This is a genomic window from Prescottella equi (genome assembly GCF_020171745.1).
Classification (GTDB): Bacteria; Actinomycetota; Actinomycetes; order Mycobacteriales; family Mycobacteriaceae; genus Prescottella; species Prescottella equi_A.
In genome coordinates this window covers 78,076-104,854 of the sequence record NZ_JAIVAH010000028.1, presented here as the reverse complement: position 1 = coordinate 104,854, position 26,779 = coordinate 78,076, and the positions used below count along the sequence as shown (strand labels likewise).

The 26,779-nt window shown below is 70.2% G+C and carries 26 protein-coding genes; 14 read left to right on the top strand and 12 right to left on the bottom strand.

What is annotated here, in order from left to right; translation table 11 throughout:
- The first annotated feature begins 24 nt into the window (after window positions 1–24).
- A complete protein-coding gene (locus tag LCL87_RS22680) occupies window positions 25–651 on the top strand; it encodes a carbonic anhydrase (protein WP_225023704.1) in 627 nt (208 codons plus the stop codon).
- Window positions 652–826: 175 nt separating this feature from the next.
- Entirely contained in the window at window positions 827–1,501 is a 675-nt protein-coding gene (locus tag LCL87_RS22675) for a hypothetical protein (protein ID WP_225023703.1), read from the top strand.
- A 22-nt stretch (window positions 1,502–1,523) separates the two neighbouring features.
- Here the strand turns inward: LCL87_RS22675 and disA are convergent, their stop codons facing one another.
- Window positions 1,524–2,618 carry a DNA integrity scanning diadenylate cyclase DisA gene (gene disA, locus LCL87_RS22670; protein WP_225023702.1) on the bottom strand — a complete coding sequence of 365 codons (1,095 nt, stop codon included), beginning with the start codon at window positions 2,616–2,618 and terminating at the stop codon, window positions 1,524–1,526.
- Between the two features lie 85 nt (window positions 2,619–2,703).
- On the opposite strand from disA, the gene LCL87_RS22665 reads away from it, so the two are divergent.
- Complete coding sequence (locus LCL87_RS22665; RefSeq protein WP_225023701.1) at window positions 2,704–3,264, top strand: PaaI family thioesterase; 561 nt, start codon at window positions 2,704–2,706, stop codon at window positions 3,262–3,264.
- 3 nt (window positions 3,265–3,267) lie between these two features.
- Here LCL87_RS22665 and radA read toward each other — a convergent pair whose 3' ends face one another.
- A complete protein-coding gene (gene radA / locus LCL87_RS22660; protein WP_225023700.1) occupies window positions 3,268–4,656 on the bottom strand; it encodes a DNA repair protein RadA in 1,389 nt (462 codons plus the stop codon).
- A gap of 77 nt (window positions 4,657–4,733) precedes the next feature.
- Entirely contained in the window at window positions 4,734–5,333 is a 600-nt protein-coding gene (locus LCL87_RS22655; RefSeq protein WP_225023699.1) for a copper chaperone PCu(A)C domain-containing protein, read from the bottom strand.
- A 320-nt stretch (window positions 5,334–5,653) separates the two neighbouring features.
- On the opposite strand from LCL87_RS22655, the gene carD reads away from it, so the two are divergent.
- Genes carD through rlmB form a run of 5 tightly spaced genes read left to right on the top strand, consistent with a single transcriptional unit; the run spans window position 5,654 to window position 9,734 of the window.
- Window positions 5,654–6,142, top strand: a complete 489-nt coding sequence (gene carD, locus LCL87_RS22650; protein WP_005515676.1) for an RNA polymerase-binding transcription factor CarD — start codon at window positions 5,654–5,656, stop codon at window positions 6,140–6,142.
- A gap of 2 nt (window positions 6,143–6,144) precedes the next feature.
- Window positions 6,145–6,828, top strand: a complete 684-nt coding sequence (ispD, locus tag LCL87_RS22645) for a 2-C-methyl-D-erythritol 4-phosphate cytidylyltransferase (RefSeq protein WP_225023698.1) — start codon at window positions 6,145–6,147, stop codon at window positions 6,826–6,828.
- A gap of 13 nt (window positions 6,829–6,841) precedes the next feature.
- A complete protein-coding gene (gene ispF / locus LCL87_RS22640; protein ID WP_225023697.1) occupies window positions 6,842–7,318 on the top strand; it encodes a 2-C-methyl-D-erythritol 2,4-cyclodiphosphate synthase in 477 nt (158 codons plus the stop codon).
- Window positions 7,319–7,329: 11 nt separating this feature from the next.
- Window positions 7,330–8,736: a cysteine--tRNA ligase gene (gene cysS, locus LCL87_RS22635; protein WP_225023696.1), complete on the top strand. Its 1,407-nt coding sequence runs from the start codon at window positions 7,330–7,332 to the stop codon at window positions 8,734–8,736.
- Window positions 8,736–9,734, top strand: a complete 999-nt coding sequence (gene rlmB, locus LCL87_RS22630; RefSeq protein ID WP_225023695.1) for a 23S rRNA (guanosine(2251)-2'-O)-methyltransferase RlmB — start codon at window positions 8,736–8,738, stop codon at window positions 9,732–9,734. Before cysS ends, rlmB begins: the two co-directional genes overlap by 1 nt.
- A 3-nt stretch (window positions 9,735–9,737) precedes the next feature.
- Here rlmB and LCL87_RS22625 read toward each other — a convergent pair whose 3' ends face one another.
- The gene (locus LCL87_RS22625) at window positions 9,738–10,601 is read right to left on the bottom strand and encodes a 5-oxoprolinase subunit C family protein (protein ID WP_225023694.1); all 864 of its coding nucleotides are present in this window, start codon (window positions 10,599–10,601) and stop codon (window positions 9,738–9,740) included.
- 46 nt (window positions 10,602–10,647) lie between these two features.
- On the opposite strand from LCL87_RS22625, the gene LCL87_RS22620 reads away from it, so the two are divergent.
- Window positions 10,648–11,337: a ZIP family metal transporter gene (locus tag LCL87_RS22620; protein WP_225023693.1), complete on the top strand. Its 690-nt coding sequence runs from the start codon at window positions 10,648–10,650 to the stop codon at window positions 11,335–11,337.
- Between the two features lie 123 nt (window positions 11,338–11,460).
- Here LCL87_RS22620 and LCL87_RS22615 read toward each other — a convergent pair whose 3' ends face one another.
- From LCL87_RS22615 to LCL87_RS22590, 6 genes are all read right to left on the bottom strand, one after another.
- Window positions 11,461–12,066, bottom strand: a complete 606-nt coding sequence (locus LCL87_RS22615; protein WP_225023692.1) for a 5-oxoprolinase subunit B family protein — start codon at window positions 12,064–12,066, stop codon at window positions 11,461–11,463.
- Entirely contained in the window at window positions 12,066–12,824 is a 759-nt protein-coding gene (locus tag LCL87_RS22610; protein ID WP_225023691.1) for a 5-oxoprolinase subunit PxpA, read from the bottom strand. Before LCL87_RS22610 ends, LCL87_RS22615 begins: the two co-directional genes overlap by 1 nt.
- A 55-nt stretch (window positions 12,825–12,879) precedes the next feature.
- Entirely contained in the window at window positions 12,880–13,656 is a 777-nt protein-coding gene (locus LCL87_RS22605; RefSeq protein WP_225023776.1) for a thioesterase family protein, read from the bottom strand.
- Window positions 13,657–13,776: 120 nt separating this feature from the next.
- Complete coding sequence (locus LCL87_RS22600; RefSeq protein ID WP_225023690.1) at window positions 13,777–14,676, bottom strand: metal ABC transporter permease; 900 nt, start codon at window positions 14,674–14,676, stop codon at window positions 13,777–13,779.
- On the bottom strand, window positions 14,673–15,518 hold the full coding sequence (locus tag LCL87_RS22595) for a metal ABC transporter ATP-binding protein (RefSeq protein ID WP_225023689.1): 846 nt from the start codon (window positions 15,516–15,518) through the stop codon (window positions 14,673–14,675). Before LCL87_RS22595 ends, LCL87_RS22600 begins: the two co-directional genes overlap by 4 nt.
- On the bottom strand, window positions 15,515–16,468 hold the full coding sequence (locus LCL87_RS22590; protein WP_225023688.1) for a metal ABC transporter solute-binding protein, Zn/Mn family: 954 nt from the start codon (window positions 16,466–16,468) through the stop codon (window positions 15,515–15,517). Before LCL87_RS22590 ends, LCL87_RS22595 begins: the two co-directional genes overlap by 4 nt.
- Before the next feature lie 169 nt (window positions 16,469–16,637).
- On the opposite strand from LCL87_RS22590, the gene LCL87_RS22585 reads away from it, so the two are divergent.
- The gene (locus tag LCL87_RS22585) at window positions 16,638–17,729 is read left to right on the top strand and encodes a LacI family DNA-binding transcriptional regulator (protein WP_225023687.1); all 1,092 of its coding nucleotides are present in this window, start codon (window positions 16,638–16,640) and stop codon (window positions 17,727–17,729) included.
- On the opposite strand, the gene otsB is transcribed toward LCL87_RS22585, so the two are convergent.
- Both otsB and kstR read right to left on the bottom strand, forming a co-directional pair.
- Window positions 17,726–20,290 (bottom strand): trehalose-phosphatase, encoded by a 2,565-nt coding sequence (otsB, locus tag LCL87_RS22580; RefSeq protein ID WP_225023686.1) that lies wholly within the window; start codon window positions 20,288–20,290, stop codon window positions 17,726–17,728. The genes LCL87_RS22585 and otsB overlap by 4 nt on opposite strands.
- A 68-nt stretch (window positions 20,291–20,358) precedes the next feature.
- Window positions 20,359–20,997, bottom strand: a complete 639-nt coding sequence (gene kstR / locus LCL87_RS22575; RefSeq protein ID WP_225023685.1) for a cholesterol catabolism transcriptional regulator KstR — start codon at window positions 20,995–20,997, stop codon at window positions 20,359–20,361.
- A 93-nt stretch (window positions 20,998–21,090) separates the two neighbouring features.
- Here kstR and LCL87_RS22570 point away from each other — a divergent pair, with 93 nt between their 5' ends.
- The 4 genes from LCL87_RS22570 to LCL87_RS22555 all read left to right on the top strand — a co-directional run bounded on the left by LCL87_RS22570 (window position 21,091) and on the right by LCL87_RS22555 (window position 26,779).
- Window positions 21,091–23,271, top strand: a complete 2,181-nt coding sequence (locus LCL87_RS22570) for an acyl-CoA dehydrogenase family protein (RefSeq protein ID WP_225023684.1) — start codon at window positions 21,091–21,093, stop codon at window positions 23,269–23,271.
- Between the two features lie 312 nt (window positions 23,272–23,583).
- A complete protein-coding gene (locus tag LCL87_RS22565; protein ID WP_225023683.1) occupies window positions 23,584–24,657 on the top strand; it encodes an acyl-CoA dehydrogenase family protein in 1,074 nt (357 codons plus the stop codon).
- Window positions 24,642–25,790 (top strand): acyl-CoA dehydrogenase family protein, encoded by a 1,149-nt coding sequence (locus LCL87_RS22560; RefSeq protein ID WP_225023682.1) that lies wholly within the window; start codon window positions 24,642–24,644, stop codon window positions 25,788–25,790. Before LCL87_RS22565 ends, LCL87_RS22560 begins: the two co-directional genes overlap by 16 nt.
- Window positions 25,787–26,779, top strand: a complete 993-nt coding sequence (locus LCL87_RS22555) for a bifunctional MaoC family dehydratase N-terminal/OB-fold nucleic acid binding domain-containing protein (RefSeq protein WP_225023681.1) — start codon at window positions 25,787–25,789, stop codon at window positions 26,777–26,779. The genes LCL87_RS22560 and LCL87_RS22555 overlap by 4 nt, the downstream gene beginning before the upstream one ends.

The window sequence follows — 26,779 nt, the reverse complement described above, 5'->3', positions numbered from 1 at the left end:
CGGCAGAGGGTGCACAATTGCCCCATGCCCAATTCCAACCCGATCTCCGCTTGGAAAGCCCTCAAGCAGGGTAACGAGCGTTTCGTCAGCGGTACCCCGCTGCATCCGAGCCAGGGTATTGCCGACCGTGCGAAGTTGGTCGACGCCCAGCATCCGACTGCCGTGATCTTCGGCTGTGGCGACTCCCGTGTCGCCGCCGAGATCATCTTCGACCAGGGGCTCGGTGACACGTTCGTCGTCCGCACCGCCGGTCACGTGATCGACAGCGCCGTCCTCGGCTCGATCGAGTACGCCGTCGCGGTCCTGGGCGTCCCGCTGGTAGTCGTGTTCGGTCACGACAGCTGCGGTGCCGTCAAGGCCACCCTCGACGCCCTCGACAACGGTGCCATCCCCGCCGGCTTCATCCGGGACGTCGTCGAGCGCGTCTCGCCGTCGATCCTGATGGGCCGCCGCGAGGGCCTGACCACCGTCGACGAGCTCGAGGGCCGCCACGTCGTCGAGACCGGGTCGCTGCTGATGCAGCGGTCGCGGATCATCTCCGAGGCCGTCGAGGCCGGCAAGTGCGCCATCGTCGGCGTCACCTACAAGCTCGCCGAGGGCGACATCAAGCTGCAGAGCGTCGTCGGCGACGTCGGCGAATCCGTCGACTGACACTTCCGTCGAGACAACCCCCGGATCAGCTCGTCTGCTCCGGGGGTTGTTCGCGTTTCGGGACCTCGCCGGAGTGGTGAAGGACGCCCTCTAATACACGGTCCGGCAGCCCCGGTGGAGCGACACGCCGGGGCTGCTGAGGCGGGGACCGGGCGGGGGCAATTACGGTTGACTCGTGCTTGAACCGAACGGACCGTTGCCCCGGGAGATCTACGTGCGTCGGCGGGCGCTGGCCATCGGCGCCGCCGTCGTTGTGCTCGTGCTGATCGTCTGGATCGCCCTGTCCATCGGTGGTGGCGACGACTCCGAGTCGGCCGCCGCCGCCGGCACGTCCGAGTTGACGGACTCGAGCGAGGCGCCCACGACGTCGGCGTCCGCGGACCAGTCGGAAACCTCGAGCGCCGATTCGTCCTCCACGACGACGGCGTCGAGCAGCACCACGGCGGTCAACCCGTCGAAGGACTGCGCCGACCAGTCGCTCGCGCTCAAGGTGACTCCGGACCAGCCGCAGTACAAGGCGGGCGACGAGCCGGGCTTCACGATCGCCATCACGAACATCGGTACCAACGCGTGCGAGCGCGACCTCGGGTCGGGACTGCAGCAGGTGCTCGTCTACTCGCTCGACGGCGCGAATCGCCTGTGGTCCAACGTCGACTGCTTCCCGTCCTCGACGCCGGAGATCCGGACGCTGGAGCCCGGCGGGCAGGCGCGGTTCACCGTCAAGTGGTCGGCGAAGACCTCGGCGCCCGGTTGCACCGCGCCGCGCGAGGCGGTGGCGCCCGGCGGTTACACCGTGGTCGGGCAGCTGGGTTCCCTGAAGAGCAACCCGGAGCCGTTCAACATCGCCTGAGCTGACGGCGATCGGTCGGGCTCTAGTCGTACGGCCCGTTGATCGACGCCTCCGCGAGCCGGGACAGGCCCTCCCGGATGTGCCGGGCCCACAGGCCGCCGATGCCGTCCACCGACTGCAGGTCCGCGGCCGTGGCGGCCAGCAGTCCCTGCAGCGTCCCGAACGAGCTGACGAGACGATGGATCTGCATGAACTGCAGGCGCGGCACCCGGGTGAGCACGCGGTAGCCGCGGGGGCTCATCGGCGCGTCGAGGGCCTCGATCGTGCCCGGGTAACCGAACGCGCGGGCGAGCGTCGTGAGGTCGAGCAGGTCCACGTCGGTGAGCTTGTCCAGCGCAGCGAGGGTGCTGTCCACCGCCGTCGTCGAGGCGGGCTCGGTGCCCGCCAGGTAGTCGCGGACCATGAGCTGCCGCACGGCGTCGTTGTCGCCGACGAGTTCCTCGAGCTGCAGCGCGAGCTGCCTGCCGTCGGTGCCCAGTTCGAGGACGTCCTGCTCGATCTCGACCGAGACGCGGCGCACCATCTCGAGCCGCTGGACCACGGTCAGCGCGTCGCGCAGCGTCACGAAGTCCTCGATCTCGACCACCGACAGCTGCCGGGTGACCTCGTCGAGACGGGACTTGTACCGCTCGAGCGTCGCGACGGCCTGGTTCGCGCGCGAGAGGATCGTCTCCGACGCGTTGATGACGTGCCGGATCCCGCCGACGTACACGCTGACGATGCTCATCGACTGGCTCACCGACACCACCGGGTATCCGGTCTGGATCGCCGTGCGCTCGGCCGCGCGGTGCCGCGTGCCGGACTCGACGGTGGGGATCCGGTGGTCCGGGACCAGCTGCACGTTGGCGCGCAGGATGCGGGTGCCGTCGGTGGACAGCACGACGGCGCCGTCCATCTTCGAGAGCTCGCGCAGCCTGGTGGGCACGAAGTCGATGTCGATTTCGAAGCCGCCGTCGCAGAGTTCCTCGACCTGGTCGTCGTAGCCGAGCACGATCAGCGCGCCGGTGCGTCCGCGCAGGATCCGTTCGAGGCCGTCGCGCAGGGCCGTTCCGGGAGCGAGACGGGCGAGGGTTTCGCGGGTGTCGCGCGCAACCGTCGACGCCGGCACATCGTTCATCGCGATTCCCCCCAGGTGCGGTCGACGTCACATCTTGCCGTGCCGCATACGGGCCGCGGTCGGGCCGCATCTACATTACCTAGTTGTGAGCAGTACTTGGACCTTGCCCGATGACCTCGTTCTTCCGGAGGTGCCGGACTGGTACCCCGCTCCCGGGGAACCGCTCCCGCAGCACTGGTCCAAGTGCTTCGGCTGCGGCGACGATCAGCCCGCCGGTATGGCGATGACCTTCCAGGCGGGTGAGAACCTCACCGTCACCGGCCGGCTCGAGGTGGCCAACCGCTACCAGGGTGGCCCGGGTGTGATCCACGGCGGCATTCTGTCGACCGCATTCGACGAGGTCCAGGGCATGGCGTGCATGGTGCTCGGCGGCCCCGTCGTCACGGCGCACCTCGAGATCGACTTCGCCCGGCCGATCCCGCTCAGCTCGGTTCTCGAGTTCCGTGCGCGGATCGAGGGCACCGTCCGCCGCAAGGCGTACACGACGTCCGAGGCGTTCATCGTCGAGGGACCGGGAGCCGATCCGAACACCCCGGTCGCGACGTCGCGGGGACTGTTCCTCACCGTCAATCCGGAGCACTTCGCGCCCACCGCGGCCTTCGTCGACGGCGAGCCGTCGTCGCCGTTCGGCACCTCCGCGGTCTGACGCTCAGCGAAGACTCAACGCCCGCAAGGCATCTCCGACGTTCGCGACCTCGATCGCGCGGATGCCCTTGGGTAGTTCGCCGGAGTCGACCGGGACCACCGCGCGCGTGAATCCCAGGCGCGCGGCCTCGGCGACCCGGCGGGCGACCCCGCTCACCCTGCGGACCTCGCCGGCCAGGCCGACCTCACCCAGGACGACGGTTCCGGCCGGGATCGGGCGGTCCTTGTGGCCCGACGCGACCGCGATCGCGAGCGCGAGGTCGCAGGCCGGGTCCGTCATCCGCATGCCGCCGACCGTCGCGGCGTAGACCTCCTTGTCGGAGAGCTTGATCGAGTGCCGTCGCTCGAGGACGGCCAGCACCATCGACACGCGCGCCGAGTCGAGGCCGCTCACGGCCCGACGCGGCGACGGGTTCTGGGTGGGCGCCACGAGCGCCTGCACCTCGCCGAGCAGCGGCCGCTTGCCGTCCATCGTGACGGTGACGGCGGTGCCGGGCACCTCGTCCGTCCGGTGGTGCAGGAACAGCCCGGACGGGTCGCTGACGCCGACGATGCCGTCCTCGCGCAGCTCGAAGCAGCCCACCTCGTCGGCCGCTCCGAACCGGTTCTTGATGCCGCGGATCATGCGCAGGCTCGAGTGCTTGTCGCCCTCGAAGTGCAGGACGACGTCGACCAGGTGCTCGAGCGATCGCGGCCCGGCGACCGCGCCGTCCTTGGTGACGTGACCGATCAGCAGCACCGGCACCCCGCTGGCCTTGGCGAGCGACGTCAGCGCGCTCGTGATCGCCCGCACCTGGGTGACGCCGCCGACGACGCCGTCGACGTCCGCGGCGAGCATGGTCTGCACCGAGTCGACGATCAGCAGTGTGGGCCGGACCTGCTCGACGTGCCCGAGGACCGTCGCGAGATCGGACTCCGCGGCGAGGTACACCCGTTCGTGCACGGCGCCGGTGCGGTCCGCGCGCAGGCGCACCTGTCCCGCCGATTCCTCGCCGGTGACGTACAGGGAGCGGTCGTCGGCGCTGCGGGTCGCCCACTTGTGCACGACCTCGAGCAGCAGAGTCGACTTGCCGACGCCGGGTTCACCGGCCAGCAGGACCACCGATCCGGGCACGACGCCCCCGCCGAGAACACGGTCGAGTTCGTCGACGCCGGTCGCCTTGGCTCGCGTGATCGTGCCGTCGATCTGGGTGATGGGCGTCGCGGGGGTGGACGGGAGCAGTGCGGCCGCGCCGGCGCGGGCCAGGGAGGCGCCGGGGCGGGATGCCACCGCGGCCAGGACCGGGGCCTCGTCCATCGAACCCCAGGTCCCGCACTCGGGGCAGCGGCCGACCCACTTGGCCACCGTGTGCTGGCACGACGAACACCTGAAGCTGGACTTGGGTTTGGCCACGCGGGAATCCTAGTGGCTGCCACAGACAGGAAGGCCCGGGCGACAGTGTCGCCCGGGCCTTCCTCGAGTGCTGTGGATCAGTGATGACCCTCGGCCACGTCGGGAGACTTCTCCGACTCGTGGCGCTCGGTCGTCGGGCCGGCGTCGACCGGGACCTGGACGACGATGTCGCCGGCCTTCTCGAACGTGAAGATGACCGGGAAGGTCAGGCCCGGGCGGACGCCCTCACGGATGTCCACCAGGGTGACGTCGATCAGGCTGAGGTGCTCGGGAGCCTGCTCGGGCACCGAGACGTCCGGGTTGCCGGCGCCGAGGGCCGACTGCGGCTTGATCTCGAGGGTGCCGTCCTTCTCGTCGATCTTCACCGAGCCGGCGAAGTCCGTCTTGATGTCCTTCAGACGGTCCGTCTTCGACTCGCTGAGGTTGACAGCGCTGAAGGCGAGCTGGGCGTCGCCGCCGGGCTCGATGCTGTACTCCTCGGAGTTCGGGTAGACGACGTGCACGTTGCGCAGCGCGATGTCGCCGCTCGTGGCCTGGTTGCCGTTGATGGCAGCGACCTGGGTCGCGGTCTGCGAGATCTGACCCGCCCCGCACGCGGACAGCAAGAGCGTCGCGCCGGCGGCGAGAGCAACGGCCGCCATGACTCGGCGAGTCGGCGACGCAGTGAGAGCAGTCACGGGTTGTCCTCCATGGGTCAGGTTCACAATCCACTAGGCAGAGTAGTAGTCAGCCTCGAGGCGCCGCACGCTGGGTACTCGTTACGAGGTCGTGTCGGACGCGCAACGGTTGGCGGAGTACAGGATCGGGCATCCGTGGGGGCGCTCGGGAGGGGGCGCCGGGGGTCCTCGGGAGGGGCCGTCGAGGGGGGTCGAAATGCACGGTTGGAGCACTCTGTCAAGCCCTAAGATCAGGTAACGACGCCCCTGACCTGCGCTGTTGATGGGACGATCGTTTGGTCACGTGTTAAACTCGAAAGATCGAAAGGGGCACGGGACAGATGATTTTCAAGGTCGGAGACACCGTCGTATACCCCCATCACGGAGCGGCGTTGATCGAGGCGATCGAAACCCGCACCATCAAGGGTGAACAGAAGGAATACCTCGTTCTGAAGGTCGCGCAGGGTGATCTCACCGTCCGCGTTCCCGCGGAGAACGCCGAGTACGTGGGCGTGCGTGACGTGGTCGGCCAGGAGGGTCTCGACAAGGTGTTCCAGGTGCTTCGTGCGCCGCACACCGAGGAGCCGACGAACTGGTCTCGCCGCTACAAGGCGAACCTGGAGAAGCTGGCCTCGGGTGACGTGAACAAGGTGGCCGAGGTCGTGCGTGACCTGTGGCGGCGTGAGCAGGATCGCGGCCTGTCGGCCGGCGAGAAGCGGATGCTGGCCAAGGCGCGTCAGATCCTCGTGGGTGAGCTGGCCCTGGCGGAAGGTACCGACGACGCCAAGGCCGAGATCATCCTCGACGAGGTCCTGGCCGCAGCGTCCTGACAGTGAGTGACAACAGGGGACCGGTCGTCGCACTGGTCCCTGCGGCCGGACGTGGAGTCCGGCTGGGTGAGCCCGTACCGAAGGCGTTCGTCGAACTCGGCGGGCGCAGCATGCTGCGCCGCGCCGTCGACGGGCTCCTCGGTTCGGGCGTCGTCGACACGGTCGTCGTGATCGTGCCGGACGAGCTCGTCGAGGCTGCTCGGGCAGACCTGCCCGACGGGGTTCTCGTCGTCGTCGGCGGTGAGGAGCGCGCGGATTCGGTCCGGGCGGGCCTCGCCGCGGCGCCCGATGCGGGTCTGGTGCTGGTGCACGACGCCGCGCGGGCACTGACCCCGCCGTCGCTGATCGCCCGCGTGGTCGCGGAACTGCAGGCCGGGCGTACCGCCGTCGTACCGGTGCTGCCGGTGAGCGACACCATCAAGACCGTCGACGTGCTGGGCACGGTGACGGGTACTCCGCCGCGTTCGGAGCTGCGGGCGGTACAGACCCCGCAAGGCTTCGACGCCAACCTCCTGCGTCGCGCGTACCAGGACGTCAACGGCGACGCGACGGACGACGCCGGACTCGTCGAGCGGCTCGGGGAGCAGGTTCGCACCATCGTCGGCGAACCCGAAGCATTCAAGATCACGACACCGTGGGATCTCGCGCTGGCCCGGGTACTGCTCGGGCAGGCCGGATCCGAGTAAGGAGCTCGAGAGCGTGCGAGTCGGAATCGGCACCGATGTCCATCCGATCGAGAAGGGCCGTCCGTGCTGGATGGCAGGGCTGCTGTTCGAGGACGCCGACGGCTGCGCCGGGCACTCGGACGGCGACGTCGCGGCCCACGCCCTGTGTGACGCGCTCCTGTCGGCGGCTGGTCTCGGCGATCTCGGCTCGGTGTTCGGCACCGGGCGACCCGAGTGGGACGGGGTGTCCGGCGTGCGAATGCTCACAGAGGTTCGGCGTCTGCTGGGCGACGCCGGCTACACCGTCGGCAACGCGTCCGTGCAGGTCATCGGCAATCGGCCGAAGATCGGTCCGCGCCGCGAGGAGGCCCAGCGGGTGCTCGGTGACGTCCTCGGCGCGCCGGTCTCGGTGTCGGCGACGACCACCGACGGGCTCGGGCTCACCGGCCGCGGTGAGGGCATCGCCGCAGTGGCGACCGCGCTGATCATCCCCGCTGATAGCGCCCGGTAGAATCGCTCGTCGTGACCCTGCGCCTATACGACACCGTGACACGGGCTCCGCGTGACTTCGTCCCGCTGACCCCCGGACATGCCTCGGTGTACCTGTGTGGCGCCACCGTCCAGGGCGAACCCCACATCGGCCACGTCCGCAGCGGCGTCGCGTTCGACGTGCTGCGCCGCTGGCTGCTCGCGCACGACTACGACGTCGCGTTCGTGCGGAACGTCACCGACATCGACGACAAGATCCTGAACAAGGCCGCCGAGGCGGGCCGCCCGTGGTGGGAGTGGGCCGCGACGTTCGAGCGTTCGTTCGACTGGGCGTACCAGCAGCTCGGTGTGCTGCCGCCCTCGGTGGAGCCGCGCGCGACCGGTCACGTCACGCAGATGGTCGACATGATGCAGCGGCTCATCGACAACGGCCACGCGTACGCGTCCGCCGGCGACGTCTACTTCGACGTCCGGAGTTTCCCCGAGTACGGGCGGCTGTCCGGGCACAAGCTCGACGACGTCCACCAGGGCGAGAGCGTCGGTGCGGGCAAGCGGGATCCGCGGGACTTCACGCTGTGGAAGGCCGCGAAGCCGGGCGAGCCGTCGTGGCCCACCCCGTGGGGCCCGGGTCGCCCGGGCTGGCACCTCGAGTGCTCCGCGATGGCCGTGTTCTACCTCGGCCAGGCATTCGACATTCATTGCGGCGGACTGGATCTGGTTTTCCCGCATCACGAGAACGAGATCGCGCAGGCCAAGTGCGCCGGCGACGACTTCGCGCAGTACTGGCTGCACAACGGCTGGGTCACCAAGTCGGGCGAGAAGATGTCGAAGTCGCTCGGCAACGTGCTCTCGGTGCCGAATGTGCTCAAACTCGTTCGCCCGCAGGAACTTCGGTACTACCTCGGCAGCGCCCACTACCGGTCGATGCTCGAGTACTCCGAGGAGGCGCTGCAGGAGGCCGCAGCCGGATACCGGCGATGCGAGTCGTTCGTGCTGCGCACGGTCGAGCGGGCCGGCGACGTTCAGGTCGGCAAGTGGACCGAGGAGTTCGCTGCCGCTCTCGATGACGATCTCAACGTGCCCGCGGCGCTTGCGGAAATCCACGGTCGGGTGCGCGAGGGCAACATCGCGCTCGAGTCCGGGGACTCCGACGGTGCACGGGCGCTCGCGGGACAGGTCCGGGCGATGCTCGGAATCCTGGGGGTGGATCCGCTGGACGAGCAGTGGACCGCCGCGTCGGACAACACGGCGGCAATGGGCGCGCTCGACGTGCTGGTGCAGGCCGAACTCGACCGGCGCCAGCAGGCGCGGGCCGACAAGAACTGGGCGGTTGCCGACGAGGTTCGCGACCGGTTGGCTGCGGCGGGTATCGCCGTGACCGACACTCCGAGTGGACCTGAGTGGTCGCTCGAGCAAGCTTCTAACGAATCGGGACAGTGATGGCTGGTAATTCGAGCAGGCGCGGCGCGGTCCGCAAGGAAGGCACCAAGAAGGGCCAGGTCAGCGGATCCGGTGGCAAGCACCGCCGGGGTCTCGCGGGCCGTGGCGCGACGCCCCCCGCCGAGGAGCGCACCAAGCATCCCGCCGCGAAGCGCGCCCGGGCCGCGGCCAAGGCCGCGGAGCAGCGCTCGACCGGTGGTGGGCGTTCCGGTGGCGGCCGCCCCGGCGGTCGTGGACCGGTCACCCGCAAGACCGAGGACGGTCCGGAGATGGTGCTCGGCCGTAACCCGGTCGTCGAGTGCCTGCGTGCCGGTGTGCCGGCGACCGCGCTGTACGTCGCGGTGGGCGCCGAGTCCGACGACCGCCTGAAGGAGTCCGTGCAGCGCGCGGCCGACGCGGGCATCTCGATCCTCGAGGTTCCGCGCACCGACCTGGACCGCATGAGCGCCAACGGACTGCACCAGGGCATCGGCCTGCAGGTGCCGCCGTACAAGTACGCGCATCCGGACGATCTGCTCACCGCGGCCCGCACCCGTCAGGAGCCCGCGCTGCTGGTGGCGCTCGACAACATCACCGATCCGCGCAACCTCGGTGCGGTGGTGCGTTCGGTGGCCGCGTTCGGTGGCCACGGCGTCGTCATCCCGCAGCGTCGCAGCGCCAGTGTCACGGCGGTCGCATGGCGCACCAGTGCCGGTGCCGCCGCTCGGCTGCCCGTCGCTCGTGCAACGAATCTGACTCGTACGCTGAAGGATTGGCAGGCGAAGGGTGTCCAGGTCGTCGGCCTCGACGCGGGCGGCGACACGAGCCTCGACACCTACCAGGGCACCGGCCCCGTCGTCATCGTCGTCGGCTCCGAGGGCAAGGGCCTCTCGCGTCTGGTCCGCGAGACCTGCGACTCGATCCTCAGCATCCCGATGGCCGGCGACGTCGAGTCGCTCAACGCGTCCGTCGCGGCGGGCGTCGTGCTCTCCGAGATCGCGCGCCAGCGGCGGGGCTGATTCTCACAGCACCCTCCGGAACCTGATCCGACATCCCGGTCGCAGCTGAGCTGCGGCCGGGATGTCGTCTTCGAGGACCACGGCGATCACCGGGTACCCGCCGGTCACCGGGTGGTCGGCGAGGAAGAGCACCGGCATCCCGTTCGGCGGCACCTGCAGCGCACCGGCGACCATGCCCTCGCTGGGCAGTTCGCCGTGGTGGGCGCGGTGCAGCGGGCCCGGGCCGTCCAGGCGGGCCCCGACCCGGTCGGTGTCCGTGCCGACCGTCCACAGCCGCTGCACCAGCGCTGCGTGCGAGGCCGGCGTGAACCAGTTTTCGCGCGGCCCCATCCGGACGCGCAGTTCGACGGGGTCGGCGGCCGGTGCGGGCGGCGGGATGAGGTCCTCGGCGGGCAACTCGCCTCGGGGCTCGCCGACGGGCAGACGGTCCCCGTCCCGGACGGGCGCCGGGCCGATCCCGGACAGGGTGTCGGTCGCGCGGCTGCCGAGGACGGGGGCGACGTCGATGCCGCCACGCACCGCGAGGTAGGCGCGCAGTCCGGTGGTCGCGATCCCGAGCGCGATCTCGTCGCCGTCCCGCAGATGCAGCGTCGAGTAGAGCGGTCGGGTTTTGCCGTTCACGGTGATCGGAGTGGGCGCGCCGGTGACGGCGACGGTGGTGGCCCCGTGCACGCGCACCCGTAGGCCGCCGAGCGTCGCCTCGAGGGTCGCGGCACCGGGATCGTTGCCGACGAGCCGGTTCGCGCCGTCGTGGGCGACGACGTCGGCGGCGCCGGAGGTCCCGACGCCGAGGGCGGCGTGCCCGGGCCGGCCGCGGTCCTGGACGGTGGTGCGTGCGCCGGCGCGCAGGACTTCGAGCCATGCCATGCGTCGATTGTCGCCCATCGGGTTCGGCGCTCATTACGATCGATCGATGCTGACAGCCGCGCTGTACGGTCTGGGAACGGCTCTGCCGTTGTTGTTCGGTGCGTGGATCGGGCTGCGCTACAACCTCCCGAGGCCGCTGTTGGCCGCGCTCATGGCGTTCGGCGCGGGCACGATGGTGGCGGCGGTGTCGTCGGAACTGTTCGCACCCGCGTTCGCGATCGAGGGGGTGTGGATCGCCGGCACGGCGTTGCTGGCCGGTGCGTTGGTGTACGTCGTGGCCGACCATCTCGTGGAGAACAAACTCGGACCCGCGGCGCTCGGCTGGGCGTTGATGCTCGGCGCGCTGCTCGACGGCATCCCCGAGAACACCGCGCTCGGTGTCTCGCTCATGGAGGGTGGGGGAGTGGTGCTGCTGGTGGCAGTCGCGGTCGGCAACGTCCCCGAATCCGTCGCGGGCGCGGCGTCGATGCGTAAGCAACCCGGGTTCGATTCGCGTCGGGCGTTCGGGGTGTGGTCGATCACCGCGGCCGTTCTCGTGCTGGTGGTGATCGGCGCGAATGCGATCTCCGACAACATCTCCGACGGCGACATCGCCGTCATCCAGGCCTTCGCGGGCGGCGCGACCATCGCGGTGCTCGCCGATTCGCTCATGCCCGAGGCCTACCGCGAGGGTGGTTGGTGGGTCGGGCTGTCCACGGCCCTCGGCTTTCTCGTCGCCTTCGCCCTCGGCGCCTGACTCGCGTTTTGCGCACTTGTCGTAGAAATTCCTGCGCCCACCCCCGCGTTTCGCGCACTTATCGCGAGATTCCGGGTGCGTGAGGCGCGATAAGTGCGCAAAACGCGGGGGCGCGGGTGGGGCTCAGACGGCGACGAAGGTGACGACGGTGCCCGGTTGGAGCAGCGCCGGCGGGTCGCGGTCGACGTCCCACATGCGTTCGGTGGTGCTGCCGATCAACTGCCAGCCGCCGGGTGAACTACGCGGGTAGATGCCCGAGAATTCCCCTGCCAGTCCGACGGCGCCGGCCGGGACGGTGGTGCGGGGCGACGACCGGCGGGGGACGTGCAGGCGGGCGTCCTCGCCGACGAGGTAGCCGAAGCCGGGGCTGAAGCCGACGAACGCCACCGTCCAGGTCTGCCCGGTGTGGGCGGCGATCACGCCGTCTGCCCCGAGGCCCGTGATCTCGCCGACCTCCGCCAGGTCCGGGCCGTCGTAGCGGACGGGGATCTCGATGGGCGCGGTGGGCGGCAGCGCGTCGGCGGTGATCGGGGCGGTCGAACGCGCCCACGCCGCAACGCGATCGGGGCGGGCGCCGTGGAACCGGACGAGGACGGTGCGCGCCGCGGGCACCAGATCGGTGACGGCCGGATGCCGGTCCGCGGCCATTCCGCGGTAGTGCGCGAGCGTCGCGTCGAGTCCGTCGAACTCGACCAGCAGCGCCCGATCGCCCATGGGGAGAATGTGCATCACACGAACGGTTTCACGTGAATCTTCTCGGTGTCGAGCAGCTTTCGGATCGCCGCGGCCATCGCGACCGCGGCGGGGGTGTCGCCGTGGACGCAGATCGTCTCCGCGGACACGACGATCGGGGTGCCGTCGATCGCCTCGATCGTGCCGGTGGTGACCAGCTGCAGCACCCGCTGCGCGACGACGTCCGGGTCGTGTACGACGGCGCCCGGTTCGGTGCGCGGGACGAGCGTGCCCTCGGGGGTGTAGGCGCGGTCGGCGAACGCCTCGGTGACGACGCGCAGTCCGGCCTTCTCCGCCTCCGCGAGGAACACCGACCCGGGCAGCCCGAGTACCGGCAGCGACGGGTTCACCGCACGCACCGCGTCGACGACCGCCCGCGCCTGGTCGCGGTGGTGGACGATCGCGTTGTACAGCGCGCCGTGCGGTTTCACGTAGGTGACGCCGGATCCCGCGGTGCGGGCGAGGGCGTCGAGTGCGCCGATCTGGTAGATCACGTCGGCGGTCAGGTCGTCGGCGGACACGTCGATGAACCGGCGTCCGAACCCGGCCAGATCGTGGTAGCCGACCTGGGCGCCGATCCTCACGTCCCGCGCCGCGGCGTCCCGGCACGTGCGCAGCAGCGTTGACGGGTCACCGGCGTGGAAGCCGGCCGCGACGTTCGCACTCGTGACGAGATCGAGCATCGCCGCGTCGTCGCCGAGGGTCCACGTCCCGAAGCTCTCGCCGAGGTCGCTGTTGAGATCGATCATCACCACGCTTCGATCCTAGTTCCGTGCGGCGCCGCCCCGGCCGTGCACGCTCGTACGCCCGCTATCGCGCGGTGGGCCGCACCGTGAGGATCTGCGACGACGTTCCGACCGGGCCGCGCACGCCACTGATGGTGCTGTGGGTCAGCCCGATCCCGGAGGAACCGAAGCTGACGGACGTGTCGAATCCGACCCACTCGCCGTCCGGTTCGGCGAACAGGTGCAGGGTGAGGTCGAGGTTGGGGAACGCCACCTCGGCCGGGCTGACCCGGGTGGCCATGCCGTTGGCGATGTCGAGCAGCCCGGCGGTTCGGGCGACGGCGCTGACCTGTTCGTCCGCGACGAGCGGGATCGGGGTGCGGACCCAGAACGAGGCGCGGCCGGGCTCGACGTGGTCACGGCGCACGTCGACGGACTCGATGAACCCGCCCGGCCAGACCGTCGTCGCGTCCCACGCCGGCATGTCGTCGGGCGCCGCGATGGTGGGGAACGGGGTGCCGCCGAACGGTTGGGTCTCGAAGGACCGCATCAGCCAGGCCCGCGCCACCACCGCGGGGCGGCCGTCGTGGCTGAGCGTGGCCTCGACCAGTTCGATCGTGCGCCCGGCGCGCAGCGTCCGGACCGAGGCGTCCACGACACCGATCGGGAGCGTGCCGAGGATGTCGTAGGACAGTCGGCCGATGGCCGGACGGTCGTCGCGGCGCCGATCACGGTCGGTTTCGATGACGTGCGCGAGCAGGCCGAGCGCGGGTGCGATGTGCTGTTCCTCGGTGTTCCAGGCGCCGCCGGTATGGCTGCTCGCGAGGAACGCTGTCTCGGAAACTCGTTCGAAGTAGTGGATCTTTCTCTCCCTGCGAACTCGGTGCCTGCAAATGATTCGACACCGAATCTAGGGCGACGACCTACGGTTCGGTCACCCCCGATCGGGGGTGGACTGCGCGTCTACGGCGTGTGGAAACGGTCAGGCGTGGACGTGCTCCCCGGCCGGGATGACCGCGCGTCCCTCGGACCGTCGTCGGGACGCGCCGATCGCGCGGCACACCAGGTAGATCACGAACGAGATCGTGGTGACGAACGTCGACACCGGAACGCCCGGGGCGAGCGAGAGCAGGATGCCGCCGACGGCGGCCAGTTCCGCGAACAGCACCGCGAGCACGGTCGCCTTGAGTGGGTTCGCGGTGACGTGCCCGGCCGCGGCGGCCGGGGTGATCAGCAGCGCCATGACGAGCAGGGCGCCGACGATCTGCACGCCCAGTGCGGCGGTGATGCCGACGAGGACCGCGAACACGATGGACAGGCCGCGCACCGGCACGCCACGGGCGGCGGCGACGTCGGGGTCGGTGCTCGCGAACAGCAGCGGCCGGTAGATCACCGACAGCGTGCCGAGGACGACGACCGCGCAGCCCAGCAGCAGCGCCAGGCCCGAATTGCCGGGCGCGACGATCTGGCCCACCAGCAGCGAGAAACTGGTGCCGGTGCGGCCGTCGTACGCCCACAGGAACAGCACCGACAGGCCCAGGCCGAACGCCATGATCACGCCGATCACCGAATCGCGTTCGCGCGCCTTGGTTCCCAGCAGCCCGAACAGGACGGCGGCGACGACGGATCCGACGACGGCGCCGATGCCGACCCCGACGCCGATGAGCAGTGCGGCCGAGGCGCCGGTCAGCGACAACTCCGACGTCCCGTGCACCGCGAACGACATCTGCCGGCTCACGATGAGCGGACCGATGACGCCGGCGAGCAGGCCGAGGATCGCGCCCGCGATCAGCGCCTGCTGGACGAAGTCGTAGCGCAGCAGGTCGGCGGTCGCGGAGAAGTCGAACAGGTGCGACATCGCGTCGGTGAACTTGTTGCTCATGCGTGGTCCTCGGTGTGGTGGACGCCCTCGCCGGGGCGGGGGCCGCCGCCGCTGCCGAGCGCGTCGATGGCGTCGCCGGTGCCGACGACCACGAGGCGGCCGCGCACGTGCAGCACCTCGACGTCGGTGCGGTACAGGTCGGACAGCACCTCGGAGGTCATGACCTCCTCGGGCGTCCCGATCTGGAACTTGCCGTCGACCAGGTAGAGGACGCGGTCGACGAGCGGCAGGATCGGGTTGATCTCGTGGGTGACGAACAGGACCGCGGTGTCGTGGTCGCGGCGCCGGCGGTCGATCAGCTCGGACACGCGGTGCTGGTTGGCGATGTCGAGGCTGAGCAGCGGCTCGTCGCACAGCAGCACCTTGGGGTCGCCGACGAGCGCCTGCGCGATCCGCAGTCGCTGCTGCTCGCCGCCCGACATCGACCCGATCGGCGCGTCGGCGTACGCCTGGGCGCCCACCTGCGCGATGGCGGAGTCGACGATCTCGCGCCGCTTGGCCCGTCCGAACAGCCCGGTGCCCCAGCGGTGCCCGTCGACGCCGAGCCCGACGAGGTCGCGTCCGCGCAGCGGCAGCCCCTCGTCGAGGGACTTCTGCTGCGGTACGTACCCGACGTGGGCGTTGCCGGCCTTGGCCGGGGTGCCGGCGATCCGGACGGTGCCGGACGTCGGTGCGAGCTGACCGAGCAGGACCTTGAGCAGCGACGTCTTGCCGGAGCCGTTGGGACCCAGGACGGCGATGAACTCGCCCTGCTCGACGGCCAGGTTCAGTTCGGACCAGAGCGTGCGCTCACCGAACGACAGGCAGGCGTCGCGCAGTTCGACGGCGGGGGCGGCGCTCACGATGCACCGTTCAGGGCGTCGGCGAGCGACTGCGCCGTGGCGGTCTGCCACTGCACGAAGTCCATGCCCTCGGGCAGGGTCTCGGTGACCTCGACGACCGGGATACCGGTCTTCTCGGCGTTCTCGCGGACGTTCTCGGTGACCTTGTCCACGGTCTGCGAGTTGTAGACGAGGACGCGGACCTTCTTGTCGGCCAGCAGCTCCCGCGTCGCGGCGATCGACGCGGGCGACGGGTCGGTGCCGTTCTCGATCGCGCTCGTGAACGCCTCGGGGGTGACGTCCTTCAGTGACGCGGCCTGCAGCAGGTAGTGCGCGATGGGTTCGGTCTGCGCGATGGGCGCGTCGCGATGGGCAGCCGCGATGCCGGCCGTCGTCTCGGACACCTGACGCAGCTCGCTGCGGAACGCCTCGGCGTTGCGGGTGTAGACGTCGGCGCCTTCGGGGTCGAGCTTGCCGAGTTCGACGGCGATAGCGGTGGCGGTGGCGTCGACGGTCGGGATGTCGTACCAGACGTGTTCGTTGACCGACCCGTGCGAGTGGCCGGCGTGCTCCTCGGTGGACTCGGTGGCGTGCGTGCCGGTGCGCTCCTCGTACAGATCGAACGCGTCGACGGTCGGCTTGTCGCCGGTGGAATTCAGGACGTCCTCGACGAACTGGTCGTAGCCGCCGCCGTTGAGGACCACGAGGGAGGCGTCGGTGATCTTCGCGGCGTCCGCGGGGCTGGCCTCGTAGGAGTGTGGGTCGGCCGACGGTTCGCTGACGATCGAGGTGACCTCGAGGCGGTCACCGGCGACGGCCTGCGCGACGCTGCCCCACACGTTGGTGGACGCGACGACGCGGATCTCGCCGTCGGACCCGGGGGAGGTGCCGCACGCCGTGAGGGCCAGGGCTGCCAGGGCAGCACCCAGGGCCGCCGCTGCGGTTCGTGAGGCACGGAACCTTCGGGGCATGCGCACTTCGTCTCTCCTGATCACGACTCGGATGAGCGTCGACCCGGTGCCGGGTCCAAACGTTATTGGTAATCGTTTCCGTTTCACTTTAGCGGAAACCGTGCAGGTCGTGTCGGTCCGGGGCGGGTTCCAGTTCGCCCTGGGGCCTCCGAACCGCTACCGTCCCGTTATGCCAAGGTCTCGACAGCCACGTCGCCAAGCCACTCTGGCGTCGCTCGCCGCCGAGTTGAAGGTCTCGCGGACGACCGTCTCCAATGCGTACAACCGCCCCGATCAGCTTTCGGCGGAACTGCGCGAGCGTGTGCTCCAGGCCGCGAAGCGGCGCGGCTACCCGGGACCCGATCCGGTCGCCCGGTCGCTGCGCACTCGGCGCGCGGGTGCGGTGGGGCTGCTACTGACCGAGGCTCTCAGTTACTCGTTCCGCGATCCCGCCGCGATGAGTTTCCTCGCGGGCCTCACCGAATCGTGCGAGGCGGCGGGGCAGGGCCTGCTCCTCATTCCGGCCGGACCGGGACGTGACGACGTCGAGGCCGCCGCTGTCGTGCAGCAGGCCGGCGTCGACGGCTTCGTCGTGTACTCCGTCGCCGACGACGACCCCTACCTCGCCGCGGTGAGGGAGCGGCACCTGCCGACCGTGATCTGCGACCAGCCCCGCGAACTGCCGGGCGCCTCGCTCGTCGGCATCGACGACCGCAGCGCGATGCGGAAGGTGGCCGACTACCTGATCTCGCTGGGGCACAGGGAGATCGGTGTCCTCTGCATGCGTCTCGGCCGGGATCGCGTGGACGGTGTCGTCCAGGGCGAGCGCTTGCACGCTCCCAACTTTCACGTCCAGCGCGAGCGGATCGCCGGTGTCCGGGACGCGATGTCCGACGCCGGCCTGGACCCGTCGTCGCTCACGGTCGTCGAACGCTACGAGCACAACGCGCAGGCCGGGCACTCCGCGGCCGCACAGGCGTTCGCGGTGAACCCGGGCATCACGGCGCTCGTGTGCACCACCGACGTGCTCGCGCTCGGCGCGCTCGACTGGGCGCGCTGCGAGGGCCTCGACGTCCCGGGTCGGGTGTCGATCACCGGCTTCGACGGGATCGAGGATGCCCTGCGCGAGGGCTTGACCACGGTCCGTCAGCCGCAGGAGGACAAGGGCCGGCGGGCCGGTGCGCTGCTGATGTCGCGGTCGGACTCCGGTGTCACGACGGTCGAGATGCTCGAGACCGAACTGGTGCGCGGACACACGGCGGCCTCCCCGCCCGAGCCCTAGCGGATCGGCGCGTCCCCGCTCAGCAGCTGCGCGCAGCGCAGCAGACCGAGGTGGCTGTACGCCTGGGGGTGATTGCCCAACGAACGCTCCGCGACCGGGTCGTACTCCTCGGCCAGTAGGCCGGTCGGGCCCGCCGCGTTCACGAGCTGCTTGAACAACGCTTCGGCGTCGGACCGCTGGCCGATCAGCAGGTACGCCTCCACCAGCCACGCCGCACACAGGTGGAAACCACCCTCGGTGCCCGGCAGGCCGTCGTCGTGGTGGTACCGGTACACGGTGGAACCGCTGCGCAGTTCGGCCTCCGTCGCGACCACCGTGGCGGCGAACCGCTCGTCCTTCGGATCGATCAGCCCGGACAGCCCGATGTGCAGCGTCGCGGCATCGAGGTCGGTGCCGTCGTAGGCGGCGGTGTACGACTCGACGTCCGCGTTCCACCCCTTCTCGGTCACCTCCTCGGAGATCTCGTCGCGCAGCGCCGTCCACGTATCGCCCGCCTGGCGGCCGAAGCTCTCGGCCAGCGTGAGGGCGCGGTCGACGGTGAGCCAGCCCATCACCTTCGAGTACACGTGGTGCCGCGGGTTGTCACGGATCTCCCAGATGCCGTGATCCGGTTCGCTCCAACGCCGCTCGACCGCCTCGACCATCGCGGACACGAGTTCCCAGTCGCGGTCGGTGAGTGCGTCCGAGCCGGTGATGCCCTTCTTCTGGCGGGCCAGGGCCAGATTCGAGATCAGGTCGACGATGGGACCGAACACGTCCAGTTGGACCTGCTGGTTCGCGGCGTTGCCGACGCGCACGGGACGCGATCCCGCGTACCCGGGCAGCGAGTCGATCACCGCCTCGGGCGGCAGGCCGGTGCCGTACAGCGTGTACAGCGGATGCAACCGCTCCGGGCCGTGCAACGTCTCGAGCACGCGGTGTACCCACTCGAGGTAGTTCTCGGCCTCCCCGAGGGAGCCGAGGCTCACCAGCGCGGACGCGGTCAGTGCCGCGTCGCGCAGCCAGCAGTAGCGGTAGTCCCAGTTGCGGACGCCGCCGATCTCTTCGGGCAGCGACGTCGTGGCCGCCGCGAGGATCGATCCGCTCGGGGCGTGCACCAGGCCGCGCAGCGTGAGGGCCGACCGCTTCATCAGGTCCGGCTTGAGCGGCGGCAGGTCGAGCGTGTTCGCCCAGTCCCGCCAGTACGATTCGGCGATCTCCCGGCGCTCCGGCTCCGACAGCAATGAGGGGCCCAGATCCTCGGTGCCGCAACGAAGTTCGAGAACGATCGGACCCTGAGAGGGGTCGACGACCGCGTGCGCGGTCTGCTGGGTGCCGTCGGTGGTGATGTCCCAGCGCACACCGGGGGAGCGCAGCACCATCGGCTCGCTCGTACCGGAGACCCGGAGACCGTCGGTGTCCGGCTCCAGCTGCACCGTGACCTGACCGAACTCAGGTCGCGGCGCGAAGCTGACGACCGCCTTCGCGCGGCCCGTGATGACGCGGGTGAGGTCGGTGCGGCTCGGCTGGACGTCGTGCGGCAGGTAGTCGGTGACCGTGAGGCTGGCCCACCGGGTCTGCACCGTCATGGTGCCGTCGAGGTACTGCTGACTCAGCGGCAGCGCCTCGCGCTGCGGGCCCACGCTGAAGTGGCCGGCCTCGGTGCCGCCGAGCAGGTGCGCGAACACCGCGGCCGAGTCCGGTTCGGGATGGCACAGCCACGTCATGTTCGCGTCGGGGGTGATCAGGGCGACCGAGCGCGGGCTCGCGAGCATCGTCAGCCGCTCGATGGGCGGCGCGTCGGCGCCGGAGAGCCAGGTGCGCCGCTCCTCGAGCAGGAATGCCAGCGCGGCCGCGACGTCCTCGGTGGAGTCGACCCGGTACTCGGCGAGGGTGTCGCCCTCACCGACCTTGATGCCGAGATCGGGGCCCTGCAGGCGTCCGAACGCCTTCTCGTCGGTGACGTCGTCGCCGAAGAAGACGGCGGCGGTGGAGCCCTCCTGGTGGCGCAGGATGTCGAGGGCGTTGCCCTTGTCGGTCGCGATGACCGCGAGTTCGACGACGGCCTTGCCCTCGGTGACCTGCACGCCGGTCCACAGCGCGGCCTCCGCGTGGACGGCGGCGAGTGCCTTGGCGCCCGCCTCGGGGCTCGCGTTGCGCACGTGCAGGGCGGCACTGGCCGGCTTGGTCTCCACGGTGACGCCGGGGTGCAGGTCGGCGATCCGGGACAGCTCCGACGTGACCTCGTTCAGCAGCTTGCGGGCGTTGGCGTCGATCGCGTGCACGAATCCGACGTCGAACTCGGACCCGTGGCTGCCCACCAGCTGCACCTCGGCGGGCAGCCGGGACAGCGTGGCCAGGTCCTTGAGCGCACGACCCGAGATGACGGCGGCGGTGGTGGCCGCCAGGCCGGCCAGTGCGCGCAGCGCGCGCACCGACTCCGCGTGCGGATAGGCCTTCTCGGGGTCGTTGACGATCGGCGCCATGGTGCCGTCGTAGTCGGACGCGACGAGCAGACGAGGAGTCCGGGCCACGGTGGACAGGGCCCGGCGGAGTTCGATCGGCAGATCCAGAGCGCTCACAGGTTCAAACCTAAGCGATTGCGGACGGGCTGGCGCGTCGCGTTCCGGGTACGGGGCACCGGATCCGGTCAGAAGGGAGTCTTCGACCCGTCTCCGAGGAGCAATTCGACGGTCAGTTCGAGACGCTTGGCGACGTCGGTGGCCGAGGAGCGACGGGTGAGCCACGCCACCAGGTTCGAGAGCCACACGTCGCTGATGACGCGGGCGACCGCGAGCTGGTCCTCGGTGGGCTCACCGTCGGTGATGGCCCGCGCGAACAGGGTGTCCATGAGCTTGCCGACCTGGTCCACCTCGGCCGCCGCGGACGCGTCCGCGAACATGAAGGCGCGGGTCATGGCCTCGGTGAGGAGGGGGTCCCGCTGCATGGCCTTGGTGATCTGGCCCAGGATGAGCTGCATCCGCTCGAGCGGGCTGTGGCCCGGAGGGATCTTGCCCTTGGACTCGATGCGCTCGAACTCGCGGGCGAGGGCCGACACCAGCAGGTGCACCTTCGACGGAAAGTAGCGGTAGAGGGTGCCGACGGCGACGTCGGCGCGCTCGGCGACCGCACGCATCTGCACGGCCTCGTAGCCGCCCTTGGATGCGAGCGTCAGGGTCGCGTCGAGGATCCTCTTGCGGCGCTCGCGCTGAGCGTTCGAGCTGAGATCGTCCTCGCTGAGGGTCGAGACCGTACCCCCGGTGGAGCGGGATCGAGATGAGGTGGTCATCGACTGTTTCCTTCACGCCTTGACTCTTGACGGCCGAGCATATTAGAACACGTTCTAAATGAATATGTCATCCACGAAAGGTGGGTAGCCGTTGTGACAATCGCCACGAGTGACGAGCAGAAGGCCGTCCAGGAGTCGATTCAGGCGTGGGCGCGCTCCGCGGCCCCTATTGCCATTTTACGCGAGGGACCTGCGGACTTCTGGCGCCAGACATGGCCGTCGGTGGCGCAGCTGGGGCTGTTCGCGGTGGGTGTTCCGGAGTCGGTCGGCGGGGTCGGCGGACAGGTCGTGGACCTGGCCGCGATGTTGGAACAGTCGGCCGTCGAACTCGTCGGCGGTCCTGTTCTACCGACGGCGCTCGCGGGCCTCGTGCTCGGGCGCTGCGACGGTGCCGCCGCGAAGGCGTGGGCCGGGCAGATCGCGGAGGGCGAACTGCCGGTGTCGGTGGTGCTCGACGTCCCGGCGCTGGACGTGACCAGCGACGCGGACGGGGGGCTTGTCCTCTCCGGCGACGCGGGCAACGCGCTCGGCGGTGAGCCCGGCGTCGCGGTGCTGGTGCCCGCCCGCTCCGGTTCCGATGTCGTGTGGTGCCTCGTGGACGGTGCGGCGGCGGGCCTGACGGTCGAATCGCTCGACATCCTCGACAAGAGCCGAGGCGTCGCCCGAGTCCGCTTCGACGGCGTCGCGGTGGCGTCGGATCGGATCGTCACCGGCGTCGCGCCGGAGCTGGTGCGCGACCTGGCCGCCACGCTCGTCGCCGCGGAGGCGGCCGGTGTGGCGGGCTGGAGCCTGCGGACCGCGGTCGAGTACGCCAAGATCCGCGAGCAGTTCGGCAAGCCGATCGGCTCGTTCCAGGCGATCAAGCACCTGTGCGCCGAGATGCTGTGCCGCGTCGAACAGACGCGCGCCGTCGCGTGGGACGCGGCCGTCGCGGCCGAGGATGCGCTCCCTGACCCCGACACCGGTCATGCCGGCACCTCCGAGCTGCCGATCGCCGCGGCCGTCGCCGCGGCCGTCGCGCTGGACGCGGCCGTCCAGAACGCCAAGGACTGCATCCAGGTCCTCGGCGGCATCGGCTTCACGTGGGAGCACGACGCGCACTTCTACCTGCGTCGCGCGGTCTCGAACAAGCAGTTCCTGGGCGGCAGCAACGTCTGGCGCGCCCGGGTGACGGAGCTGACCCGCGCGGGTGCTCGCCGGCACCTGACGATCGACCTGTCCGAACTCGAATCGGAGCGGACCGCGATCCGCGACGAGGTCGCCGCGCTCGCCGCGGTGCCGGAGGCCGAGCGTCGCGTCGCGGTCGCCGAGTCGGGGTACGCCGCGCCGCACTGGCCGCGCCCCTACGGCCGCGGTGCGAGCGCCGCCGAACAGATCCTCATCGCCGAGGAGATGGCGGCGGCCGGCGTCGAGCGCCCGGATCTCGTCATCGGCTGGTGGGCCGTCCCCACCGTCCTCGAGCACGGCCGCCCCGAGCAGATCGAGCGGTTCGCGCTGCCGACGCTGCGCGGCGAGATCACGTGGTGCCAGCTGTTCTCCGAGCCCGGTGCGGGTTCGGACCTGGCGTCGCTGCGGACCGTCGCGGAGAAGGTCGACGGCGGCTGGAAGCTCAACGGGCAGAAGGTCTGGACGTCGCTCGCCCGCGAGGCGGACTGGGGCATCTGCCTGGCCCGCACCGACAAGGACGCGCCGAAGCACAAGGGCATCACGTACTTCCTGCTCGACATGCGCACCCCGGGCATCCGGATCTCGCCGCTGCGAGAGATCACCGGCGACGCGCTGTTCAACGAGGTGTTCCTCGACGACGTGTTCATCCCGGACGAGTGCGTCGTCGGAGAGGTCGACGGCGGCTGGAAGCTCGCCCGTACGACGCTCGCGAACGAGCGCGTCGCGATGAGCGGCGGGTCGTCGCTCGGCAAGGCCGTCGAGGAACTGCTCGAGCTGGCGGGCGAGCCCGACGCGGTCACCGCCGACCACCTGGGCGCATTGATCTCCGAGGCGCTCGGCGGATCGCTGCTCGAGCTCCGCACGACGCTGCGTCAGCTCGACGGCCAGGACCCCGGTCCGGCGTCGAGCGTGCGCAAGCTCGTCGGCGTCCGGAACCGTCAGGGCGTCGCGGAGTTCGCCGTCGAACTCGCGGGGGAGGCCGGCTGGGTCGAGGGTCCGCTCACGCGCGAATTCCTCAACACCCGTTGCCTGTCCATCGCGGGCGGCACGACGCAGATCCTGCTCACCGTCGCCGCCGAGCAGCTCCTGGGGTTGCCGCGCGGCTGACGGAAGGCTGAGATTTCGAACACCCGCCCGGATCGTTCCGGGCGGGTGTTCTCGTATCGGCTGGACGCGCGCGTTCGTGTTCCTGTCGTCTCGGTCACATCGGCCCGTCCCGATGCGGCAGCGGCTCCGAACCAGTGCTGTCGGGGGCGGCTCCAGCCCGGCGCGGCGGACTTCTCGGGTGCGCGCCGCGAAGGTAGTTGACCGCAGCACGGTTAGGTAGGTGAACATGTTCTCGATCTTGCGGGACTTTCATCGTTATCCTGCAGGTGATAGAACAGGAACACGTTCTAAAACACAGGCGGGATCGGCAACGTGGACTTCTCTCTGGATCAGACTCAAGAAACGGTGGCGGAGATCGTCGTGGGCCTGCTGGCCCGCGAGCACACCGATCCCGCCGACACCGGCGGCTTCAGCCCCGAGTTGTGGCAGGCACTCGCGAAGGCGGACCTGCTCTCGCTCGCGGTGCCCGAGCGGCTCGGCGGCGACGGACTCGGCGTGCTCGAGGTCGCGACCATGCTCACCGAGGTCGGACGCGGTGCCGCGCCGGTCCCGGCGCTCGCGACGCTCGGCTTCGGCGTGCTCCCGGTGCTCGCGCTCGGCTCGGTCGAGCAGCAGGACGCGCTGCTCGACGGCATCGCCGGCGGACGGGTGCTCACCGCGGCCCTCGCGGAGCAGGGATCGGCGTTCCCGGCGCTGCCGTCGACCACCGCGGTCGCGGAGGGCTCCGACGTCGTCGTGACCGGCCGCAAGGTCGCGGTGCCGTTCGCGGACATCGCGTACCGCATCCTGGTGCCGACCGACGCCGGCGTGGTGCTCGTGGCGCCGGACGCGCCGGGCGTCACGCTCACCAAGAGCGCGACTTCGTCGGGGGCACCGGAATTCTCGGTCCAGTTGGACGCGGTCCGCGTCCCCGCCGGCGACGTCCTCGGTGGCGGCCTCGACGGCGTCGCGACGCTGTACCGGATCGCGCTCGCGAGCATCGGTGCGTACGCCGACGGTCTGCTGGCGGGCGCCACCGCCCTTGCCGCCGACCACCTCACCACGCGTGAACAGTTCGGCAAGCCGCTCGCGGCGTTCCAGGCCGTTGCGCAGCAGATCGCCGACGTCTACGTCACGTCGCGGACGCTGCACGTCTCGGCGCTCGCGTCCGCGTGGCGGGTGACCGAAGGTCTCGACGCCGCAGACGATCTCGACGTGCTGGCGTACTGGATCGCGACCGAGATCCCGGCGGCGATGCGCACGCTGCACCACCTGCACGGTGGCATCGGCGTGGACGTCACGTACCCGATGCACCGCTACTTCTCCATTGCCAAAGACCTGGCGCGCCTCGTCGGCGGCGCCTCGTACCGACTCGACCTCGTGGGGGCCCGGTGTTCATCGATCTGACACCCGAGCAGCGTGAGCTGCAGGCGGAACTGCGCCGCTACTTCTCCGGGCTGATCTCGCCGGCCGAGGCCGAGATCATGCTCACCGAGCGGCACGGCCCCACCTACCGCGAGGTCATCCGCCGGATGGGTAAGGACGGCTGGCTCGGCGTCGGCTGGCCGGTCGAGTTCGGCGGCCGCGGCTTCGGCGAGATCGAGCAGCAGATCTTCGTCAACGAGGCTGTGCGCGCGGATGTTCCGCTGCCGTCGGTGACGCTGCAGACCGTCGGCCCGACGCTGCAGACGTACGGAACCGAGGAGCAGAAGCGCAAGTTCCTGCCCGCGATCCTCGCCGGCGAGGTGCACTTCGCAATCGGCTACTCCGAGCCCGACGCCGGCACCGATCTGGCGGCGCTTCGCACCACCGCCGTTCGCGACGGCGACGAGTATGTGATCAACGGACAGAAGATCTTCACCACCGGCGGGCACGACGCCGACTACATCTGGCTCGCGGTCCGCACCGGCGACGCCGAGTCCCGGCACCGCGGCATCTCGATCCTGATCGTGGACACCAAGGATCCGGGCTTCTCGTGGACCCCGATCATCACCGCCGACGGCGCGCACCACGTCAACGCCACGTACTACACCGACGTCCGGGTGCCGGCGAGCATGCTCGTCGGCGAGGAGAACAAGGGCTGGCGGCTCATCACCACGCAGCTCAACCACGAGCGCGTCATGCTCGGCCCGGCCGGCCGCGTCGCCGGCCTGTACGAGAAGGTGTACGACTGGGCCGCGAAGCGGGACCTGCTGGGGCTGGACGACGTTCGTCGCGGCCTCGGCGAGATCCACGCCACCTACCGGCTCAACGAACTGCTCAACTGGCAGGTCGCGGCCGCCACCGGTGACGTCGACATCGCGGACGCGTCGGCCACCAAGGTCTTTGCGACCGAACGCATTCAGCGGGTGGGCCGGATCGCGGACGAGATCGTCGGCGCGCACGGCGACCCGGGCGATCCCGAGACGGCAGCGCTCATGCGCTGGCTCGACGTCCAGGTCAAGCGCAACGTCGTCATCACCTTCGGTGGTGGCGTCAACGAGGTCATGCGCGAACTGATCGCGGTGGCCGGACTGGGACTGCCGAAGGTGCCGCGATGACCGAAAAAGATACGACCGCGCAGATTCTCGCGGGCGCGGAGCAGATCAAGGCTGGTGGGGCGAGCAAGGCCCGCGCCGGCCGCGACCCGATCAACATGCCGATGATCCGCAACTGGCTCGAGGCTATCGGTGACGAGAACCCGATCTACGTTGACGACGATGCCGCTGTCGCGGCGGGCCACGGCGGTATCGTCGCGCCGCCCGCGATGGCGCAGGTGTGGACCATGCGCGGTCTCGGTGCGGTCCGCGAGGAGGACGATCCGCTGGGCCGGATGACCCAGATCCTCGACGACGCCGGTTACACGTCGGTGGTCGCCACCAACTGCGACCAGATCTACCACCGCTACCTGCGGCCCGGCGAGGAGGTGACGATCGAGTCGACGCTCGAGGAGGTCGTCGGCCCCAAGAAGACCGGACTCGGTGAGGGCTGGTTCTTCACGACCCGCAACTTCTGGAAGGTCGGCGACGAGATCGTCGCCGAGATGATGTTCCGGATCCTCAAGTTCATGCCGCCTGCGAAGGTCGCGCCCGCCGCCGAAACAGGCTCGGTCCCGGAGGATCTCGATCCGACACGGATGATGCGGCCGACGCCGTCTCGCGACACCCAGTTCTTCTGGGACGGTGTGGCCGCGCACGAGCTGCGGATCCAGCAGCGGCCGGACGGCTCGCTGCAGCACCCGCCGGTGCCGGCGCTGTGGAAGGACAAGACCGAGACCACCGACTACGTCGTGGCGTCCGGCCGCGGCACGGTGTTCAGTTTCGTCGTCCACCACGCCCCCAAGGTGCCGGGCCGTTCGCTGCCGTTCGTGGTGGCGCTCGTCGAACTCGAAGAGGGCGTGCGCATGCTCGGCGAGTTGCGCGATGTCGACCCGTCCGAGGTCGCGGTCGGCATGCCGGTGCAGGCCCAGTTCCTGGACTTCCCTGGGGATGACGAGACCGGTAACGAGCCCTGGACGCTGTACGCGTGGCGTCCGGTGAAGGAGTCGTGA